Annotated in this window: 18 protein-coding genes and 1 pseudogene; 6 read left to right on the top strand and 13 right to left on the bottom strand. The window is 67.7% G+C overall.

Annotated elements, in window-relative coordinates; genetic code table 11:
• Window positions 1-74: 74 nt before the first annotated feature.
• Window positions 75-383: a GNAT family N-acetyltransferase gene (locus ACWAUG_RS03930; RefSeq protein ID WP_460801392.1), complete on the bottom strand. Its 309-nt coding sequence runs from the start codon at window positions 381-383 to the stop codon at window positions 75-77.
• Window positions 384-716: 333 nt separating this feature from the next.
• Between ACWAUG_RS03930 and ACWAUG_RS03925 the strand changes: the two genes are divergently transcribed.
• Genes ACWAUG_RS03925 through ACWAUG_RS03915 form a run of 3 tightly spaced genes read left to right on the top strand, consistent with a single transcriptional unit; the run spans window position 717 to window position 2,659 of the window.
• Complete coding sequence (locus ACWAUG_RS03925) at window positions 717-1,445, top strand: winged helix-turn-helix domain-containing protein (RefSeq protein ID WP_298037355.1); 729 nt, start codon at window positions 717-719, stop codon at window positions 1,443-1,445.
• Window positions 1,446-1,501: 56 nt separating this feature from the next.
• The gene (locus tag ACWAUG_RS03920; RefSeq protein ID WP_460801390.1) at window positions 1,502-2,440 is read left to right on the top strand and encodes a DNA-3-methyladenine glycosylase family protein; all 939 of its coding nucleotides are present in this window, start codon (window positions 1,502-1,504) and stop codon (window positions 2,438-2,440) included.
• A gap of 9 nt (window positions 2,441-2,449) precedes the next feature.
• Complete coding sequence (locus ACWAUG_RS03915) at window positions 2,450-2,659, top strand: hypothetical protein (protein WP_460801388.1); 210 nt, start codon at window positions 2,450-2,452, stop codon at window positions 2,657-2,659.
• Between the two features lie 3 nt (window positions 2,660-2,662).
• On the opposite strand, the gene ACWAUG_RS03910 is transcribed toward ACWAUG_RS03915, so the two are convergent.
• The 6 genes and pseudogenes from ACWAUG_RS03910 to ACWAUG_RS03885 all read right to left on the bottom strand — a co-directional run bounded on the left by ACWAUG_RS03910 (window position 2,663) and on the right by ACWAUG_RS03885 (window position 7,273).
• On the bottom strand, window positions 2,663-3,016 hold the full coding sequence (locus ACWAUG_RS03910) for an ABC transporter permease (RefSeq protein ID WP_460801386.1): 354 nt from the start codon (window positions 3,014-3,016) through the stop codon (window positions 2,663-2,665).
• Between the two features lie 127 nt (window positions 3,017-3,143).
• Window positions 3,144-3,419: pseudogene (locus tag ACWAUG_RS03905) on the bottom strand (ABC transporter permease); the annotation flags it as partial.
• A 37-nt stretch (window positions 3,420-3,456) separates the two neighbouring features.
• Window positions 3,457-4,215, bottom strand: a complete 759-nt coding sequence (locus tag ACWAUG_RS03900; protein WP_298037343.1) for an iron ABC transporter ATP-binding protein — start codon at window positions 4,213-4,215, stop codon at window positions 3,457-3,459.
• The gene (locus ACWAUG_RS03895; protein ID WP_460801384.1) at window positions 4,212-5,231 is read right to left on the bottom strand and encodes an iron chelate uptake ABC transporter family permease subunit; all 1,020 of its coding nucleotides are present in this window, start codon (window positions 5,229-5,231) and stop codon (window positions 4,212-4,214) included. The genes ACWAUG_RS03900 and ACWAUG_RS03895 overlap by 4 nt, the downstream gene beginning before the upstream one ends.
• Entirely contained in the window at window positions 5,221-6,240 is a 1,020-nt protein-coding gene (locus ACWAUG_RS03890) for an ABC transporter permease (RefSeq protein WP_298037337.1), read from the bottom strand. The genes ACWAUG_RS03895 and ACWAUG_RS03890 overlap by 11 nt, the downstream gene beginning before the upstream one ends.
• Before the next feature lie 19 nt (window positions 6,241-6,259).
• Window positions 6,260-7,273, bottom strand: coding sequence for a siderophore ABC transporter substrate-binding protein (locus ACWAUG_RS03885; RefSeq protein ID WP_460801382.1), 1,014 nt, complete (start codon window positions 7,271-7,273; stop codon window positions 6,260-6,262).
• A gap of 87 nt (window positions 7,274-7,360) precedes the next feature.
• Between ACWAUG_RS03885 and ACWAUG_RS03880 the strand changes: the two genes are divergently transcribed.
• The gene (locus tag ACWAUG_RS03880) at window positions 7,361-8,125 is read left to right on the top strand and encodes a siderophore-interacting protein (protein ID WP_460801379.1); all 765 of its coding nucleotides are present in this window, start codon (window positions 7,361-7,363) and stop codon (window positions 8,123-8,125) included.
• Between the two features lie 9 nt (window positions 8,126-8,134).
• On the opposite strand, the gene ACWAUG_RS03875 is transcribed toward ACWAUG_RS03880, so the two are convergent.
• The 6 genes from ACWAUG_RS03875 to ACWAUG_RS03850 form a co-directional block, all read right to left on the bottom strand.
• On the bottom strand, window positions 8,135-9,346 hold the full coding sequence (locus ACWAUG_RS03875) for an ROK family protein (protein ID WP_298037329.1): 1,212 nt from the start codon (window positions 9,344-9,346) through the stop codon (window positions 8,135-8,137).
• Window positions 9,343-10,986, bottom strand: a complete 1,644-nt coding sequence (locus ACWAUG_RS03870; protein WP_460801377.1) for a beta-N-acetylhexosaminidase — start codon at window positions 10,984-10,986, stop codon at window positions 9,343-9,345. The genes ACWAUG_RS03875 and ACWAUG_RS03870 overlap by 4 nt, the downstream gene beginning before the upstream one ends.
• Window positions 10,986-11,921 (bottom strand): carbohydrate ABC transporter permease, encoded by a 936-nt coding sequence (locus ACWAUG_RS03865; RefSeq protein WP_460801375.1) that lies wholly within the window; start codon window positions 11,919-11,921, stop codon window positions 10,986-10,988. Before ACWAUG_RS03865 ends, ACWAUG_RS03870 begins: the two co-directional genes overlap by 1 nt.
• A complete protein-coding gene (locus ACWAUG_RS03860; RefSeq protein WP_298037325.1) occupies window positions 11,918-12,844 on the bottom strand; it encodes a carbohydrate ABC transporter permease in 927 nt (308 codons plus the stop codon). Before ACWAUG_RS03860 ends, ACWAUG_RS03865 begins: the two co-directional genes overlap by 4 nt.
• A 64-nt stretch (window positions 12,845-12,908) precedes the next feature.
• Window positions 12,909-14,228, bottom strand: a complete 1,320-nt coding sequence (locus ACWAUG_RS03855) for an extracellular solute-binding protein (protein ID WP_298037323.1) — start codon at window positions 14,226-14,228, stop codon at window positions 12,909-12,911.
• A 124-nt stretch (window positions 14,229-14,352) separates the two neighbouring features.
• Complete coding sequence (locus ACWAUG_RS03850) at window positions 14,353-15,282, bottom strand: LysR family transcriptional regulator (RefSeq protein ID WP_460801372.1); 930 nt, start codon at window positions 15,280-15,282, stop codon at window positions 14,353-14,355.
• 71 nt (window positions 15,283-15,353) lie between these two features.
• Between ACWAUG_RS03850 and ACWAUG_RS03845 the strand changes: the two genes are divergently transcribed.
• A complete protein-coding gene (locus tag ACWAUG_RS03845; protein WP_460801370.1) occupies window positions 15,354-17,090 on the top strand; it encodes an L-aspartate oxidase in 1,737 nt (578 codons plus the stop codon).
• An 85-nt stretch (window positions 17,091-17,175) separates the two neighbouring features.
• Window positions 17,176-18,120 carry an ABC transporter substrate-binding protein gene (locus tag ACWAUG_RS03840; protein WP_460801368.1) on the top strand — a complete coding sequence of 315 codons (945 nt, stop codon included), beginning with the start codon at window positions 17,176-17,178 and terminating at the stop codon, window positions 18,118-18,120.

Here is an 18,120-nt window from a genome sequence, read left to right as displayed (position 1 = left end):
GGTCCCCCGACGTGCCGCTTCAGCCCCCGCAGGAGCCCGCCGACGCCGTAACACGACGTCACACGCCGACGCGGTCAGCGTCGACGCAGCAGCCCCTGCTTGCCGGGGTTCTGCTCGAACCACTCGGCCACATACCAGCACACCGGATCGATGCGGCGATCCGCACGCGACTCGATGTCGGCGACGGCGCCCGCGGTGATGCGCGCAGCATGCCCCTGTCCCCGGAAAGTCGGGATCGTGAAGGCGCGGGTGAGGGCGATCGTGCTCCCGTCGTCGCGGTAGTCGAGCACGCTGACGAGCTTGCCGTCACGCATGAGCGTGTAGCGCGAGGCATCCTTCTCGTCCGTGAGGATGAAGCCATCGATGGTCGTCGAAGAGGTCATGCCTCCACGCTAGGCCACCGCGTCACACGAGGTCTCGTTTTGACATGGAGCGTCATCCTCAGACATAATCCCCCCATGACCACCAACGCACGCCCTTTGTCCGCCCAGGAGGCGAACAGGACTGCCGGGATGATGATGCCCGGCTGCGTTGGCATGTGTTGCCGAATGTGTAGCTGACCCCACCCAGTCAACCCGTTTGACCCGACTCTTTCGCGATCTGCGACGTCGGTGTCCCCGAGCATCCACCTGCGTGCTCGTACACGGCCTTCTCGGTCATTCGTGCAACACCACCGAACCGTCGACCGGTTCAGCACTCTTCAAGGACTCATCATCATGTCGAACATCGCTACCCTCGAGCGTCCCGCTTCCGCTGCTGCCCGCGCTCCGCACCTGCGCGCCGTGCCCCGCTACGAGGAGCCGCTCGCCGCCCCCGCAGCGCCGTCCGCCGCCGATCTTCCGGCCACCCGCTCCCCGCGCGGCTTCGCCCTCTACGTCGGCCTCGACGAGATCAAGGCCGCCGAAGCCGGCGTCAGCCTCCCCCTCCTCGTGGACGCCCTCCGACGCACGCTCGCCGAGCTCGCCCCCGGCGCGGAGACCCACGCCACCGTCGCCCTCGCACCGCACGGCTCCGGCGGCCGCGACCTCGATGTCGTCCGGCTGGCCCTCCAGGAACCCGGCGCGATCGCGCGCTCCAAAGCCGCCGAGGAGGACGAGAAGGACGAGGACTACGGCGTCACGGTCGACATCTCCCGCAAGCGCGTCCTGATCGACGGCGACTCGGCCTCGTTCACGTACAAGGAGTTCGAGCTGCTGCAGTACCTCGTGCTGCGCGAGGGGCGCACGATCGAGCGCTCCGAGCTCGTCGAGGCGCTCTGGCAGTCCCCCGAGGACGAGACTCCCGGCGAGCGCACGATCGACGTGCATGTGCGTCGCCTGCGTGCCAAGCTCGGCCGTTACGAGGACATCGTGCGCACCGTGCGCGGCGTCGGATACCGCTTCGACCGCCACGCCGATGTCGTGATCCGCTACGGCCACGGCACGCCCTCGCCCGACCGCTTCTGATCGCCTCGCACAGCGTTCTTCGGCGCACTGTCGGCCCCCGGACGTAGAGTGGCCGCATGCCGACCGATGCAGAGGACCCCGCCGTCCCCCTGCAGTCGACATATCGTCCCCGCGATGCGCTGAACCTGTTCCGCACGGTCGGTTTCCTCGCGCGCGGCGCGAAGGATCCGACGACGGTCGTCGACGGTCAAACCCTGTGGCGCGCATCGCGCACACCGCAGGGCGTCACAACGCTCGCGTTGCGGCAGAGCACGGAGGGCGTGCACGCGACCGCCTGGGGGCCGGGCGCCGAGTGGGCTCTCGATCAGCTTCCTCGGCTGTGCGGCGCCGACGACGATGCGACCGGATTCGACGTGTCGCAGCATCCGGCCGTCGCCGACCTCAACCGCCGGCACGCCACAACCAGACTCACCCGCACCGACCTGGTCTTCGACGCGTTCGCGAGCGCCGTCCTCGAGCAGAAGGTCACCTCTCTCCAGGCGTTCGGAGCCTGGCGCACCCTCGTGACCCGGTTCGGCGAACGCGCCCCGGGGCCCGCGCCGCGGCCCGTGTTCGCCCCGCCCACCGTCGACGGCTGGCGCCGCATCCCGTCATGGGCCTGGCATCGTGCCGGCGTCGAACCGCCGCAGTCACGCGCCATCGTGCACAACGCCCAACGCGGTGAGCGCCTCGCCACGGCCGTTCTCGCAGCCGACTCCCCCTCCGCCCGCGACCGGGTGCTCACCAGCCTGCCGGGAATCGGCGCCTGGACGGCATCCGAAACCCGCATCCGCGCCCTCGGTGATCCCGATGCCGTCAGCGTCGGCGATTACCATCTCTCCCATCAAGTCGGCTTCGCGCTGATCGGGCGGCGCGTCGACGACGACGGGATGCTGGAGCTGCTCGAGCCGTGGCGGGGCCATCGCCAGCGCGTCATCCGGCTCATCCTCGCCGGCGGTGCCGTCGAAGCGCGCCGCGGCCCGCGCCTCGCACCGGAGGATCACCGCCGCCGCTAGGCTGGCCGCATGGCGGCGACGAAGAAGCAGCGGTGGACCTGGCTCGGTGGAACGGCGGCGCTGTTCGCCGTCGGAATCGTGATCGGGCTGATCCTCGAGAACGTATGGCTGGGGCTTCTCCTCGCCCTCGTCGTCTCGGTCGTGTGGCTCATCGCCGCTGAGTCGCGCAAGGGCGGCAACACCGGTGTGAACGACGAATCCCACGGGATCGAGCTGTAGCGCTCAGCGCATGGCCTGCGGCCGCGTGCGGACGTCTCCGAGCCCACGCACCACGAGCACGGCGGTGATCGACCCCGCCGCGATGATCGCCGCGAGCACGACGATCTGGAAACGCCCGGCCTCAAAGGGAGACAGACCACCGAAGATCGCCCCGACGAAAGCACCCGGCAGCACCACGAGCCCCGTCGTGCGCGTCTGATCGATCGAGGGGATCAGCGCTTCCCGCACGGCTTCCCGTGCTCGTAGCACGGTGGACTCGCGCGCCGTCGCTCCCAGCGCCAGCCAGCCCTCCGCCTCGTCCCAGTGATCGTGCAACGACCGGTGAAAGATGCGCGCCGTCAGAGCCGCGATCCCCATCGTGTTGCCGATGACGATCGCGCCGAGCGCCAGCGCGTAGCGCGGCGTGAAATCGATCGCCCCCGGTCATGAAGACGATCGACAGTGCGGCGACGACGCCGGCCGCGATCGACACGGCCATCACCGCGACCGTGCGCCGTGTGCGTCCGATCCGGCCGGAGGCGACCGTTGTCGCGACGACGTACATCACCACGAGTGCGGCGGCGATTCCCCTCGGATCGGTGAGGATCCCCGACAGCAGCGCGCTGATCACGGCCAACTGCACGGTCCCGCGCAGCACGGCGAGTGCGGGAGCCCGCAGATGGGGGATGCGGGAGAGCCCGAGGACCGCCGTCGCGAGGGCCGTGAGCGCGATGATGCCGACCAGCGACGGAACGAGGTCCGTCCACGTGAGCGTCGTCATCACGGCATCCGCTCGGGGATCTTCCCCACGGGAGGCATCAGCTGTAGTACAGAGCCAGCTTCTGGCCGTCGATCTCGCGGACGTCGACCGTCGTGCCGTACACCTGCTCCAGGACGGCGGGATCCATGATCTCGTCGGCCGGCGCGTCGGCGATGATGCGCCCATCCCGCATCGCGACGATGCGGTCCGCATAGGTCGCCGCGAAGTTGATGTCATGCAGGACGACTATCACGCGCTTTCCGAGCTCATCCGCCATGCGCCGGATCAGCTTCATGATCTCGGTCATGTGCTTGAGATCGAGATTGTTCAACGGCTCATCGAGGAGAACATACTTCGTGTCCTGGGCGAGCACCATGGCGATGAAGGCGCGCTGGCGCTGACCTCCCGACAGCTCGTCGAGGAAGCGCTCCCGGAACTCGCCGAGGGCGAGATACTCGATCGCGCGATCGATGTGCTCGCGGTCGACGATCGTCAGGCGGCCCTTCGAATGGGGGAAACGACCGAACTCGACGAGGTCCTGCACCGTGAGCCGGGCAGCGATGTGGTTGTCCTGGCGCAGAACCGCGAGGATCTTCGCGAGCTGATGTGAGGGCGCCGTCGCGACGTCCATTCCGTCGACGTGGACGCTCCCCGCCTCGGGCTTGATGAGCCGGCCGACGAGCCCGAACAGCGTCGATTTTCCGGCGCCGTTCGGACCGATCAGCGCCGTCACGCCCTCGTCGCCGAGGGTCACCGAGACATCGTCGAGAACGGTCTGGGAGCCATAGCGCTTGCTGGCGCTGTCGAGCGCGATCATCGCGCCCCCTTTCTGAGGACCAGGTAGAGGAAGAACAGTCCGCCGGCGAACTCGATCACCATCGAGAGGCTGCCGCCGAAGCCGAAGAGCTTCTCGAGGATGAGCTGAGCGAGCAGCAGGAAACCGACGCCGATGAGGGCCGCCGCCGGCAGCGTCCACGTGTGCCGGAAGGTTCCGGCATAGGAGTAGGCCAGGTTCGCGACGATCAGCCCGAAGAACAGGATCGGCCCGGCGAGAGCAGTGGATGCCGCGATCATCACCGAGACGATCGTGAAGAGCATCATCACCGTGCGCTTGTGATTGACGCCCAGCCCGACCGCCGCGGCTTCGCCGAGCGTGAGCACATCCAGTGTCCGCACGAGCGGGATGACGGCGATAACCCCGAGGCCGACGAGCACCGCGGTGAAGGTCAGCAGTGTCGGATCCGGGCGCGTCAACGATGCGAACATCGCGTCCGAGAGCACCTGGAAGTCGAGCGGATCGAGCATGCGCTGCATCCACTCGGTGAACCCCCGGAAGAACGTTCCCAGCACGATGCCGACGAGCAGCATCAGGTGCAGCGAACGCCGCTTGCCGCCGAAGAGCCACGTGAACAGCAGCACGCTGAAGGCGATCATGACGACGACCTGAACGACCCACAGCGTGATCTGGTCGGCCTTGAGGAACGCGGATGATCCCAGGAAGAAGACGATCAGCGTCGAGATCAGCATGTAGAACGAGTCGAACCCCATGATCGACGGCGTCAGGATGCGGTTCTGCGTGATGGTGTGGAACACCACCGTCGATACGCCGACAGCGGTGGCGACCACGAGCATCGCGCCCACCGTGAGCCCGCGGATCTTCAGGGCGAACAGGACGGAACCGGGGATGTCGGTGAACAGGTAGGCAGCGGCGAGGCCGACGATGACGACGACCAGCAGCACGATCCGGTTCGCGGGCTTCGCCCACAGGCGAACGATCAACGACGGAGCGGGAGCCGGAGCGGCCGCCGGGCGAAGGAGTGTCTCAGTGGGCATGGCTCTTCTTTCGCAGCAGCAGCCAGAGGAACAGGATCGCGCCGAACACCCCGACGATGACCGACAGCGGCATCTCGTACGGGAAGCGCACCGTACGCGCGATCAGATCGCAGATCAGGACGAAAACGGCGCCGAGACCCGCGACCCAGGGAATCGCCCGGCGCACGTTGTCGCCGATGATGATGCTCACGACGTTCGGCACGACGAGTCCGAGGAACGGGATGATGCCGGCCGTGACGAGCACGGCCGCGGTGATGATGGCGATGATGACCATGCCGATCGCGACGACCTTGCGGTAATCCAAGCCGAGGTTCGTCGCGAACTCCTCCCCCAGGCCGATCACGCTGAAGCGGTCGGCGGCGAGCCAGGCGATGATGACCATGGCGCCCGCGATCCAGAGGAACTCGTAGCGTCCCTGCATGATCGAGGCGAAGCTGCCCTGCGACCAGGTGCCCAGCGACTGCAACAGGTCGAGACGGTAGGCGAAGAAACTGGTCGCGGCGCCGATGACACCGCCGAGCATGATCCCGACCAGGGGGACGAGGACGAGCTGGCGCACCGGGACGGCTTTGACGACCTGCAGGAACACCCAGGTGCCGATGAGCCCGAAGACGGCTGCGACGCCCATCTTGCCGAACAGCGCCATCCCCGGGGCGAAGATCAGCACGAGCAGCATGCCGAACGTCGCGAATTCGGTCACGCCGGTGGTGCTGGGTTCGACGAATTTGTTGCGCACCAGCATCTGCATGATGAGGCCGGCGATGCCCAGCGAGGCTCCGGTGAGCAGGATCGCGACGGTGCGCGGGATGCGACTCGCGATGAAGAGGAATGCAGCGTTGCTGTCCTCTTCTCCGGAGAACAGCGAAGCGGGGGTGATGTCGGAGACCCCGACGAAGAGGCTCACCCCGCTGAGGATGACGAGTGCGACACCGATGAGCACCCCCACCCAGGTCCGGCGGGGCCGGGGCTGGGTGGGGGTGCTCGGTGACGCGGTTGCGAGCGCGGTCACGACCTGATTCGGTTCGCGATCACTTCGAGATCGAGAGAACGTCGTCGATCATCACCTGCGTGGTCTCGAGACCGCCGTAGACGATGTACCAGGCCGTCGGGTTCAGGTAGACGATGTTGTCGTCCTGGTAGGCCTTGGTCTTCTTGATGATGTCGTTGTCGAGGACCTGCGCGGCGGCGGTTCCCTCTTCAGCCGAGCCCGTCGCCGAGTCGCGGTCGACGACCCAGAGCGTGTCGGGGTTGTGCTCGAGCAGGAACTCGAACGAGATCGGGTCGCCGTGCGTCGCGGCCTTGATGTCCTGGATGGCCGGCTCGACGCCGAAGACGTCGTAGACGAGTCCACCGCGCACCTGCGAGCTGCCGCCCTCGGAGGGAGCGGGTGACTGGGCCTTGAGCTCGCCGCCGGAGACCATCAGCGCCAGGCCGTTGCCGGTCTCAGCGGTGAGCGCGCGCGCCTCTTCGATGCCTTCTTCGAGCGCGGCGAGCTGCTTGGCGGCCTCGTCCTGTGCGCCGAGCAGCTCGCCGAAGAACTCGGTGTTGCGCTCGAGGGTGTCCATGTAGCTGCCGGTGATGCCCAGGTCGACGGTCGGAGCGATCTTGCTCAGCTCGTCGTACATGCCGGAGGAGCGTCCGCCGATGATGATGATGTCGGGCTGCTGCGCCTCGATCTCGATCAGGTCCGCTTCGAAGAGCGTGCCCGCGTTGAACGCGTCGTCGGCGAGGTTGTCCTGCAGGTAGTCGGGAACGGAGTCCAGCGGTGCGCCGGCGACCTCGCCGCCGAGTGCGCCGATGTAGTCGACGCTCGACATCTCGAACGCGACGATCTTCTCCGGGTTGCGCGGAACCTCGACCGTCTCGGTGACGTACTCGGGCTCCTCGTCCTCGCCCGCGATGTTGCGCTCCCAGCTGTAGGTGAGCGTCTCCTCAGCGGGCTTCTCCTCGGTCTCGGCCTCCGCCGAGGTTGCGCATCCCGCGAGGGCGAGTGCGGAGACGAGGACGAATGATGCGGCGGCGAAGGCGCGGCGCGAAGACATAGAGAACTCCTTGTTGGATGGGGAGAGGCGGTGGCTCACAAGGTAAGCCTTACCTGAGCGCACAGTTAGAGAGGTTAGCCTAAGTTCATGGCCGATGAAAATTCTCTTTTCGAGTTGCGCCGTCAGATGACGGATCTCGTGTTCCGCACCGTATCGCTCACGGCGCGCGAGCGTCTGGCGCCGAACTATGTGCGCGTGCGCCTGGAGGGCGATGACCTCTTCGGTTTCGATTCCCCCGGATGCGACGACCACATGCGCCTGTTCTTCCCTGCGGAGATGCCCGACAGCGTCGAGGAGCTGCGCGCGGCGCCGAGCCGCGAGTACACCCCTCTCGTGTGGGGTGAGAACTGGCTCGAGGTCGAGTTCGCGGTGCACGGAGACTCCGGTGTCGGAGCGATGTGGGCCGCGAACGCCCCGATCGGCGCGAAGATCGGCGTCGGTGGTCCCCGCGGCTCGATGCTCATCGAGGGCCGGCCGGGTTCGTGGATGCTGGTGGGAGACGAGACCGCGATCCCCGCGATCCGTCGTTTCGCCGCCCGGATCGGCGATGCGCCGGCGCGCATCGTGATCGAGGTGCGCGGCGCCGAGGACGAGGTCGAGATCGAGGCTCCCGTCGCCGTCGAGTGGCTGCACCGCGGCGATGCACCGGCGGGTTCGGAGCTCATCGCTCTCCTGGAGTCATTGGATGAGGCGGATGCCGTCGGCGAGGCGCCGTTCGTGTTCATCGCCGCCGAGCAGTCGATCGTCAAGCCCGGGCGTGCGCTTCTCGCCCGCTGGGGCATCGATCCCGCCCAGGCGGTCGTCAAGGGCTACTGGAAGCGCGGCGAGGCCGAGTACCACGCCCCGCACTGATCGAGCGGGTCAGAAGACGCCGAGCTCCGATTCCATGATCAGCGACGCGGCACCCAGCAGCTCGAAGTCGGGGTCGTTGGGCTCGACCTCGATGCGCATGCCGTCGAAGACGGGCGGGCGCACGCGCGAGCGGATGCCGTCGACGACGCCCGCCGCGAAGGGCTCGGCGACGAGCTGCTCGGGGCCGACGACGACGACGACGTTGATGTTGAGCATGATGGCGATCGGGGCGATCGTCTCTCCCAGAATCCGCCCGGCCGGCTCCAGCGCAGACTCGCCCTCGGTGTCGAGGCGTCGCTGCAGGTGCGGTGCGCCCACGACCATGTCGAGGCATCCGCGATCCCCGCACCGGCACAGCTCTCCGCCGGGGTCGACCGTGATGTGGCCGATCTCGCCCGCGGCGAACTGCTCGCCGAGCACGGGGTCTCCGCCTTCGAGCACGGCGCCGCCGACGCCGTTGTCCAGGGCGATGACGATGGCGTCCCGTCCCGATCCGTTGCGGAATCGGCCGAGGCCGAGCGCGAGGAGGTTGACGTCGTTGCCGACCGCCGCGGGGATCCCGGTGCGTGCGCGCAGTTCTTCCGCCAGCGGCATCTCCTGCCAGCGCAGGCGATCACCGAAGCGCACCTGCCCCGACTCGTCGACGAGGCCGGGAGAGGCGACGCCGATTCCGACGACGCGCGCTGTCGTGCGCTGCAGCAACAGCTCGACGAGCTCCACGACGCGCTCCAGCGCAGCATCCTCGTAGAGTCCCTCGATGCCCAGCTCGGCGCGCTCGACGACCGCGCCGTCGAGATCGACGACGGCGCCGATGAACCGATCCGGCTGGGTGAGGTTGAGGGCGATCGACACGTTGCCGGTGGTGTCCAGGGCGACGCGCGAGGCGGGTTTTCCGACGCGGGATTCGGCGACGATGCCCGCATCATGCACGAGCCCCGACTCGATGAGCTCGGCCACCAGCGCGCCGACCGTCGGTAGCGAGAGCCCGCTCAGGCGCGCCAACTCCGGGCGCGTCTGCGGGCCCTTCCCGAAAAGCAATCGACGGATGACCGACAGGTTGTGCCGACGGGTGTTGCGGTGGGCCGCGCCGCCGAGCTGCTGGGGGCCGCGGCGCAGCGCCTGCAGCTCCTCCGAATCGAGCGACAGCAGCCCGCTCAGACGCGAGCGGGCATCGCCGGGGCGTCGTCCTGCCACCTCGTCCTGCTCTCCCGGTGCGCTCACCGAACGATCGCGGACGTCAGCTCGTCGATCTCCTGCTGGCGCTCCGCCTGGTTCTGCACCCGAGAACTGACCCCCGGGCGCTCCTGCCACGGTAGCGGGCCATCGGCGCGCCGGTACTCCACACCGCGCTCATCCAAGCGCGTCAGGTGCACCGCGAGACGCTCGGAGAACTCTGCGAAGTCCCCTCCGGTGCCGCTCCAGAGTACTTCTCCTAGAGCGCAGCCGCGCGGCCAGAGCATGTAGTCGCGGTTGCGGCCGGAGTCCAGGTGCTCGGCCCAGAGGTTCGCCTGCGCTCCGCGCACGAGCGCGGCCTGCTCGGGCGTGGCCCATGCGGGCACCGGTTCGAATCCGTACACCTCTTCCACACCGACGACGACGCCGACGGGGATGGGTTCACGGGGGTCATCCGACTGGCGGTAGTCGAAGTACATCTTGTTGTCGGGGCAAGCGACGACGGGCACGCCGCGGCGGAGGGCCTCGCCGATTCCCGCGTCACCGCGCCAGCCGAGGACCGTGACGTCGCTGGTGACCTCGTGCTCGAGGACCTCGTCCCAGGCGAGCATGCGACGACCCCGCTTGTCGATGTGCTGCCGCAGCTGCTCGAGGAACCAGAACTGCAGTTCGCGCGGGCCGCCGAGCCCGCGCTCGCGGGCGAGCTCCTGCGAGCGGGGGTCTGCCTCCCAGGGCCCTGCGGGAACCTCATCCCCACCGAGCCCGATGTCGGCGGAGGGGAACAGGTCGAGCAGCTCGTCGAGCACTGTGCGGAAGAAGTCGACGGTGGATTCCTCGGCGTTCAGAGGATAGGCGCTCACGCCCCACCGCGGGTACACCTCGACCTGCGGCTGCGCGCCGTCGGAGCCGGGGACGCCGAGCTCGGGGTAAGCGGCGATCGCGGCCTGCGAGTGGCCGGGCAGGTCGATCTCGGGGACGACCTCGACGCCGCGCGCCGCCGCGTAGGCGACGATCTCACGGATGTCGTCCTGCGTGTAGTAGCCGCCGTGGGGGCGGATCACCTCGGGGGCGGTCGCATCGGCGGCGCCCTCCTGAGTACGGTTTCGCCAGGCGCCGATCTCGGTGAGACGCGGGTAGGCGTTGATCTGCACGCGCCATCCCTGGTCGTCGGTGAGGTGGAAGTGCAGGCGGTTGAGCTTGTGCATGGCGAGCAGGTCGACGATGCGGTGGATCTCGCGCACGGGCAGGAAGTGTCGGGCGACATCGATCATGACGCCGCGCCAGGCGAAGGCGGGTTCGTCCTCGATGCGGCAGGCGGGGATCGTGATGGTGCGCAGGAGTGCGGATGCTGCGCGCCAGATGCCCTCGCCGCACAGCTGCAGCAGGGTGACGACGCCGTGACGGAAGCCCGCGGAGCCGGCCGCGGCGATGACAATGCCGTCCTCGGCCACGTCGAGTCGGTAGGCCTCGGCCGCGAGGGACTCATCAAGCTCGAAGCGGATGCTGCCGGCATCCCCCGCGGTGATGTCGACGCGCACCCGCGCGCCGGCCCACAGGTGCTCGGTCAGCAATGCCGTGGCGTCCGCCGCCTCGACCGGTGCCGTCACGGACACGGATCCGGTCAGCGCGCAACTTCCGTGCCCGAACTCCGCCTGTCGCGGCCGAGGAATGATCGTGTGCATGCTCATCAGCCCTTCACCGCTCCCGCGGTCATCCCGGTCACCAGCTTGCGCTGCATGAATACGAAGAACACCACGACGGGCAGCGAGAACAGCACGGATGCCGCCATCTGACCGCTCACATCGGTGCCGGTGATCGGCGACGAGAACGACGCCAGCCACACCGGCAGGGTGTACATCGACTGGTCGCGCATGAACGTGTACGCGATGAGGTAGTCATTCCAGGCGTTCATGAACGTGAACACGCTGGTGGCGAGGACGCCGGGCAGCACGAGCGGGAACAGGATGCGCCACAGCACCTGCCAGGTCGTCGCACCGTCGATCTGCGCGGCCTCCTCGAGTTCTGCGGGCAGCGCGAGGAAGAAGCTGCGCATCATCCAGATCGAGAACGGCAGGGTCGCCGAGACATAGGCGAGGATGAGCCCGAAGTAGGTTCCCAGCAGGCCCGTCTCGTTGAAGACGAGGTACTGCGGGATGAGGGTCGCCCCGCCGGGGATCATCTGGATCAGCAGGATCATCACGAGGATCGTGCGGCGGCCCTTGAACCGGAAGCGCGACAGCGCGGCCGAGGCGAACAGGCCGGTGAGGATCGCGAAGACCACGGCACCGCTGACGACGATCAGTGAGCTCTTCAGGTTGTCGAAGAAGCCGGCTTGGAACAGCGCGGTGTTGAAGTTGTCGAGGGTGGGGCTGGTCGGGATGAACTGCGGAGTCGCCTGCAGCGCGTCGCGGCGCGGTGTGAACGCGGTCTTGACCATCCAGTAGATCGGGAAGGCCCAGAGAATGCAGAAGACGAGCGCGATGATGTTCGAGATCGGCGAGGGCGCGTTGAGGCGGCTGCGGCGACGGGCCTTCTTATCGGTGGAGCCGGCGGTGACGAGGGCGCGGGTCGCGGATCCCTCCGCGGTGATCTCCGCGGCGGCGGCGGGGGTCGAGATGCTCACAGTTCGTCCTCTCCCGAGCGGATGAGATGGCGGATGTACACGCTGGTGAGTGCGGCGAGCAGGAGCGCAGTGATGAGCGCGAGGGCCGCACCGGTGCCGAGGTCGAAACTGACGAAGGCGGTGATGTAGGTGAAGACCCCGAGCGTCGAGGTCGATCCGTCCGGGCCGCCGCGGGAGACGAGCCAGATCTGGTTGAAGACGTTGAAGTCCCAGATGACGGAGAGGATCGTGATCAGCAGGATCGTGGGCTTCAGGAACGGCAGGGTGACGTTGAAGTAGATGCGGCGCTCGTTGGCGCCGTCCAGCCGTGCGGCTTCCTTGTACTCCTGGCCGACCTGGGTCTCGGCGGCGTAGACGGTCAGTGCGATGAAGGGGACGGCCTGCCAGACGACGAGCAGCCAGATCGAGGTGAAGGCCAGGGCGGTGTTCGTGCCCCAGTCGGTGGAAGTCATGTCTCCGAAGATGCGCAACTGGGTGAGGATCCAGTTGAGGACTCCGTAGCCGGGCTGGAACATCCAGTTCCAGACGAGGGATGCCGCGACGTTCGGCATCGCCCAGGTGAAGACGAGCACGATCGTAACGGCGGTGCGCATCTTCGAGCCGAGCCGGGTCATGAGGTGCGAGATGCCGACGCCGATGACGAGGCTGCCGATGACGAGTGCGGCGGTGAACCAGATGGTGCGGAAGAACGAGCCCCAGAATGCGGAGTCGGTGAGGATGTCGGCGAAGTTCGCGAAGCCGACGATCTCGTACGCCCCGGTAAACAGGGAGCGCTTGTCGTAGTCGGTGAATGCCATCCACACCATGACGACGAGCGGGATGAGGGTGACTGCCGTGAGCAGCAGGCCTGCCGGCGTCATCAGCAGGAAGGCGGGCAGTCGCCGGTCGGCGAAGGCACGCGACGAGCGTTTGGTCTGGGTCACAGCGGTCTCCGGGTAGGTGTGCAGAAGGGGCGGGCGGCGCAGGATCGGCGCCCGCCCCTGTGGGTCACTTCAGGTAGTCGTTGGCCTTGGCGTCGTAGGTCGCCGCGGCCTCCTCCGGAGTCGCCTTGCCGGAGGCGATGGTGGAGAACATGTCCTTGAGGATTCCGGCTCCCTCGATGTCGGTCCAGTTCGGCGACGCCGGGGTGGCGCGCGAGGTCAGCGCGGCTTCGAAGAAGCCGACGCGGTTCGCGGGGACGTCGGCGGTGACCTTCTCGCCGTTCTCGACGGAGTTGGGCATGAGGCCCTGGCCGCCGAAGACGTGGTCGACCTGGATCTCATCGCTGGTCGCGATCTGCACCCAGATGAGCGCGAGCTCCTGATTCTTGCTCTTGGCAGCGATGCCCCAGTCGGAGCCGCCGAGCATGACGGGCTGCGTGCCGTCGCCGTTCTGGCTGGGGATCGGGAAGCTGCCGAGGTCGTCCTCGGTCAGGTCGGGGTTGGCGGCGATGATCGAGTTGATCGAACCGTTGGTCGCGACGATCGCGCCGGCCTTGCCGTCGGCGATGATCTGCTCCTGCTCGGGGCTGTCGGTGAAGACGGTGTCAGAGGATGCCACCGAGTAGGTGTCCTGGAATTCCTTCCAGGCCTCGAGAGCCTCGATGTTCTCGCTCGCGGTCGAGGTCCAGTTGCCGTCCTCGTCGACGACGGCGATCTCGCCGCCGTGATCCCAGATGAACTGGAGGCCGACGTAGAAGTGCTGGCCCGGCAGGTACAGAGCGGAGAAGTCGCTGGCGTCGTTGGCCGCCTGGACCTTGTCGAGGGCTGCGGTCAGCTCATCCCAGGTGGTGGGGGCTGCGGTGACACCGGCGTCGGCCCAGAGGGTCTTGTTGTAGATGACGGCGCGGTTGCCGGCGAATCCGGGCACGGCGTAGAGCTGACCGTCGATGGTGGCCGGGTCTTCGAGGCCGGCGAGCCAGGTATTGCCCTGCTCGAGGTCGGCCTTGTACTTGGTGACGTCCATGAGCGCGCCGTTGGCAGCGTAGCCGGCGACCTGGGTGTTGCCGATGTCGACGACATCCGGCGGGGTGGAGGTGCCCAGCGCCGTGGAGAGCTTGGTTCCGATGCCGTCCCACTGCTGGATCTGGACGTCGACGGTCGCGCCGGTGCGCTCTTCGAACTTCTCCGTCATCGCGGCGATCGATTCGTCGTTGTAGTCGTCCTGCATGATCCAGACGGTGAGCTTCTGCCCCGCGGCATCGACGCTCTCTGGAATCGAGTCAGGCAGTTCGCCGCCCGCGTTATTCCCGCTCGAACCGCAACCGGACAGCGCCAGCGCTGCCATTCCCGCCGTGGCGAAGGCTGCCACGCGCATGATCTTACGCATCTGAACTCCTCTGTGAGTCTCTTGGTGGGCCCACCGCGCACGGTGGATTAATTAATAATCCACACTTATTAATTGGAGCGCAAGAGACGAGACGAAATCGAGACTTCCGGATGCTGCGCCCGCGCTACGCCGTCAGATGCAGCGTCTCGGGGGCTCGGGCCGCAAGATACTCCGCCGCCTCACGGATGACCCGCGACATGGCCCGCGCCGCAGCCGTCGGGTTCACGTCGGAGCGGTGCGCGATGCCGATCGTGCGCATGAGAACAGGAGCGACCAGGCGCACCGAGCGCAGTTCGGGTCGGTCGACGGGAACCGTGGCCGGCACGATCGCCACCCCGAGGCCGCGCTCGACGAAGCGGAGCACCGCGTTGAGCTCGCCGCCCTCGACGACGATCGTCGGGCGCAGGCCCGCCGCCCGGAAAGCGGCATCCGTCGTCGCCCGAAGATCGTAGCTGTCGGCGAAGGCGATCAGCGGCAGATCGGCGACGGCCGCGAGATCGATCGGCCCCTCCCCCACTGCCGGCTGCGCAGCCGATGACACGACGACGAGCTCCTCGCTCAGCAATGGGCGGCGCACCAGCGACGCACCCGCCCCCGGGAGGCGCTCCGAGATCGTGATCAGCGCCATGTCGACCGTGCCGCCGGCGAGTTCCTCGATGAGCCGGTTCGATCCGCCCTCGATCAGCTGCAGATCGATCCCGGGATGGGTTGCGTGGAAAGTCTTCAGCACCTCGGGAACCAGGCTGATGCAGAGCGTGGGTGCGGCCCCGAGGCGCACGCGCCCGCGCTGCAGTCCCGCGAGCTCGGCCATCTCGGAGCGGATCGCTTCAGCATCCGCCAGCATGCGTCGCGCCCGGGGAAGGAGCGTCTCCCCCGCAGCGGTCAACGAGATATTGCCGCGGGCCCGATGGAACAGCTCACTGCCCAGCTCGACCTCGAGAGCGGAGATCTGGCGGCTCAGACTCGGCTGTGCAAGATGGAGGTTCTCGGCGGCACGCGTGAAATGACCGACTTCGGCGATCTCGACGAAGCCGCGGAGCTGCTCGAGATTCATGCTTTCAGCGTATCAACAGCAGTCGGATTATGCATTGGAGTTATCGGCGGCGCATTTCTAGCGTGGAGCCCATGACTGCTGCAGCCGGCGAACGACAGATCTCCACCACCGTGCTCGCGATCGGCACGGGCGGCTCCGGCCTGCGCGCCGCCATCGAGGTCGCCGAGCGCGGCGTCGACGTGCTCGCGGTCGGCAAACGACACCGAGACGATGCGCACACCTCGCTCGCTGCGGGCGGCATCAACGCCGCGCTGGCGACCATGGACCCCGATGACACCTGGCAGCAGCACGCCGCCGACACCATCGCCGAGAGCTACTACCTGGCCAACCCCCACACCGTCGAGATCGTCGCGCGGGGCGCGGAACGCGGCATCCGCGACCTGGAGCGCTGGGGCATGGACTTCGCCCGCGAGGACGACGGCCGCATCTCGCAGCGGTTCTTCGGCGCACACACCTTCCGCCGCACGGCGTTCGCGGGCGACTACACGGGCCTCGAGATCCAGCGCACGCTCGTGCGACGCGCCGAGCAGCTCGATGTCCCGATCCTCGACGGCGTCTACATCACCCGCCTGCTCGTCGAGGGGAACACGGTCTTCGGTGCCTACGGCTTCGATCAGGCCGATGGCACGCGATACCTGATCCATGCGGATGCCGTGATCCTCGCCGCGGGCGGACACAACCGCATCTGGCGCCGCACCTCATCGCGACGCGACGAGAACACGGGAGATTCGTTCCGCCTCGCGGCCGACGCGGGAGCCCGGTTGCGCGACCCCGAGCTCGTGCAGTTCCACCCCTCCGGGATCATCGAACCCGAAAACGCGGCGGGAACCCTCATCTCGGAGGCCGCCCGGGGCGAGGGCGGGATCCTGCGCAACGCCCGCGGCGAGCGCTTCATGGCGAGATACGATCCGGAGCGCATGGAGCTGTCGACGCGCGACCGGGTGGCGCTCGCGGCCTACACCGAGATCGCCGAGGGGCGCGGCACGCCGAACGGCGGGGTCTGGCTCGACGTCTCGCACCTGCCGCGCGAGACGATCATGACCCGGCTCCCCCGGGTGTACCAGACGATGCTCGAGTTGCAGATGCTCGACATCACGACCGATCCGATCGAGATCGCACCGACGGCGCACTATTCGATGGGCGGCGTCTGGGTGCGTCCGGATGACCACAGCACGGATGTCGACGGGCTCTATGCGATCGGCGAGGCCTCGAGCGGCCTGCACGGCGCAAACCGCCTGGGCGGCAATTCGCTCATCGAGCTGCTCGTCTACGGGCGCCTGGTCGGGCAGGCCGCGATCGCCCATTCCCAGGGGCTCAGCGCGCAGCGCCGGTCGGCGGAGGCCGTGGGGATGGCGCGGGCCGAGATCGAAGGCCTGCTGGCGTCGGAGGGGCGCGAGAATGTGCGCGCGCTGCAGCGCGCGATCCGCAACACCATGACCGAGCATGCCGGTGTCGTGCGCTCCGAGCAGGGCTTGCGCGCGGGGCTCGCCGACCTCGACCTCATCGAGGGGCGCATGGAGGACATCGGCATCCATCCCGACATCGCCGGTTTCCAGGATCTTGCGCACGCCTTCGACCTCAAGGCCTCGGCGCTCGCGGCACGAGCGACGCTCGAAGCGGCGCTCGAGAGGCGCGAGACCCGCGGATGCCACAACCGCAGCGACTTCCCGGATGAGGACCCGACGCTGCAGGTCAATCTCGTCTGGTCGCCGACGGCCGGCGTGACCCGCGAGGAGATCCCGCCGGTTCCCGCGGAGATCGCCGCCCTCATCCATGCGGTCTCCTCCGAGGGCAAGCTCGTCGAATAGCACCCTCTGGATTAAGGTTTGGCTCACCTTAGTTAGGTCGTGCTAACGTCGTCGCGTCCCTCCCCATCGACAGAAACGGTCTTCTGTGAACCGCCGCCTCATCCTCCCCGCCTGCCTCGCCGCGACGGCCCTGCTGCTCACCTCCTGCTCCGCAGCGGAGACGCCGGAAGGCGCCGACGGCGTCACGTTCGCGCACCCCAGCATCGACGGCCTGGAGTTATCGTTCGACACCCGACCCGCGAGCCTCGTCATGGATTGCTACGCACACAGCGCCCTGCACGAGTACGGCCTCGAGCCCGACGCGCTCTTCGGTTTCGACTGCGAGAACCCGTTCGTCATGGGCGACATCGACACCTCCGGCATCGACTTCGTCGGCAAGGACGGAGAGATCGACGTCGAGAAGGTCGCCGAGCTGCGCCCGGACGCCATCATCGGCCAGGGCACGGCCGACGGATGGTCCTGGTTCGATGAGGACGTCAACGCCCAGGTGACCCGTGTCGCGGACTTCATCCCGCTGCCCAAGGGCACCTCGGTCGACGAGAGCATCGCCTTCGTGCGCGAGGTCGCGGAATTCCTCGGCGCGGACGTCTCCTCCGACGCCATCACGAGTTCCGATGACGACCTCGCCGAGGCCAAGGAATCCTTCCGCGCGGCGATCGACGGCACCGGCCTGAACGTCATGCTCACGAGCCCGTCGAAGGAGATGCTCTACACCGGCGTCGGCTTCGTGCAGGCCGACCTGCTCGAAGAGCTCGGTGCGACGATCGTCGGCGCCGAGCCGCCCGCGACCGGGAACCCCTGGGGTCAGATCGCCTGGGAGGATGCCTCCTCCTACGACGCGGACGTGATCCTCATCGAGGGCTACGGAGACGACTACGCCTTCACCACCGACCTGTGGGACGTCCTCCCCGCGGTCAAGGCCGATCAGCTCGGCGCCTGGGGCTCCAAGGGAGCCATGACCTCGAGCAACTATGCGGCGTGGCTCAACGACCTCACGGCTCTCGTCACGGCATCCGACAAGGTCTCCTGA

The organism is Microbacterium sp. GXF6406 (genome assembly GCF_054798215.1).
The sequence above is the reverse complement of the archived record's forward strand: the minus strand, read 5'-3'. Positions and strand labels throughout refer to the sequence as shown.

Coding starts and splice junctions, on each gene's coding strand:
- ACWAUG_RS03915 (WP_460801388.1), top strand. CDS start 2,450: ATGGCGGCGACGAAGAAGCAGCGGTGGACCTGGCTCGGTGGAACGGCG.
- ACWAUG_RS03885 (WP_460801382.1), bottom strand. CDS start 7,273: ATGTCTTCGCGCCGCGCCTTCGCCGCCGCATCATTCGTCCTCGTCTCC.
- ACWAUG_RS03845 (WP_460801370.1), top strand. CDS start 15,354: ATGACTGCTGCAGCCGGCGAACGACAGATCTCCACCACCGTGCTCGCG.
- ACWAUG_RS03920 (WP_460801390.1), top strand. CDS start 1,502: ATGCCGACCGATGCAGAGGACCCCGCCGTCCCCCTGCAGTCGACATAT.
- ACWAUG_RS03855 (WP_298037323.1), bottom strand. CDS start 14,228: ATGCGTAAGATCATGCGCGTGGCAGCCTTCGCCACGGCGGGAATGGCA.
- ACWAUG_RS03910 (WP_460801386.1), bottom strand. CDS start 3,016: ATGGGGATCGCGGCTCTGACGGCGCGCATCTTTCACCGGTCGTTGCAC.
- ACWAUG_RS03930 (WP_460801392.1), bottom strand. CDS start 383: ATGACCTCTTCGACGACCATCGATGGCTTCATCCTCACGGACGAGAAG.
- ACWAUG_RS03900 (WP_298037343.1), bottom strand. CDS start 4,215: ATGATCGCGCTCGACAGCGCCAGCAAGCGCTATGGCTCCCAGACCGTT.
- ACWAUG_RS03925 (WP_298037355.1), top strand. CDS start 717: ATGTCGAACATCGCTACCCTCGAGCGTCCCGCTTCCGCTGCTGCCCGC.
- ACWAUG_RS03895 (WP_460801384.1), bottom strand. CDS start 5,231: ATGCCCACTGAGACACTCCTTCGCCCGGCGGCCGCTCCGGCTCCCGCT.
- ACWAUG_RS03870 (WP_460801377.1), bottom strand. CDS start 10,986: ATGAGCATGCACACGATCATTCCTCGGCCGCGACAGGCGGAGTTCGGG.
- ACWAUG_RS03880 (WP_460801379.1), top strand. CDS start 7,361: ATGGCCGATGAAAATTCTCTTTTCGAGTTGCGCCGTCAGATGACGGAT.
- ACWAUG_RS03850 (WP_460801372.1), bottom strand. CDS start 15,282: ATGAATCTCGAGCAGCTCCGCGGCTTCGTCGAGATCGCCGAAGTCGGT.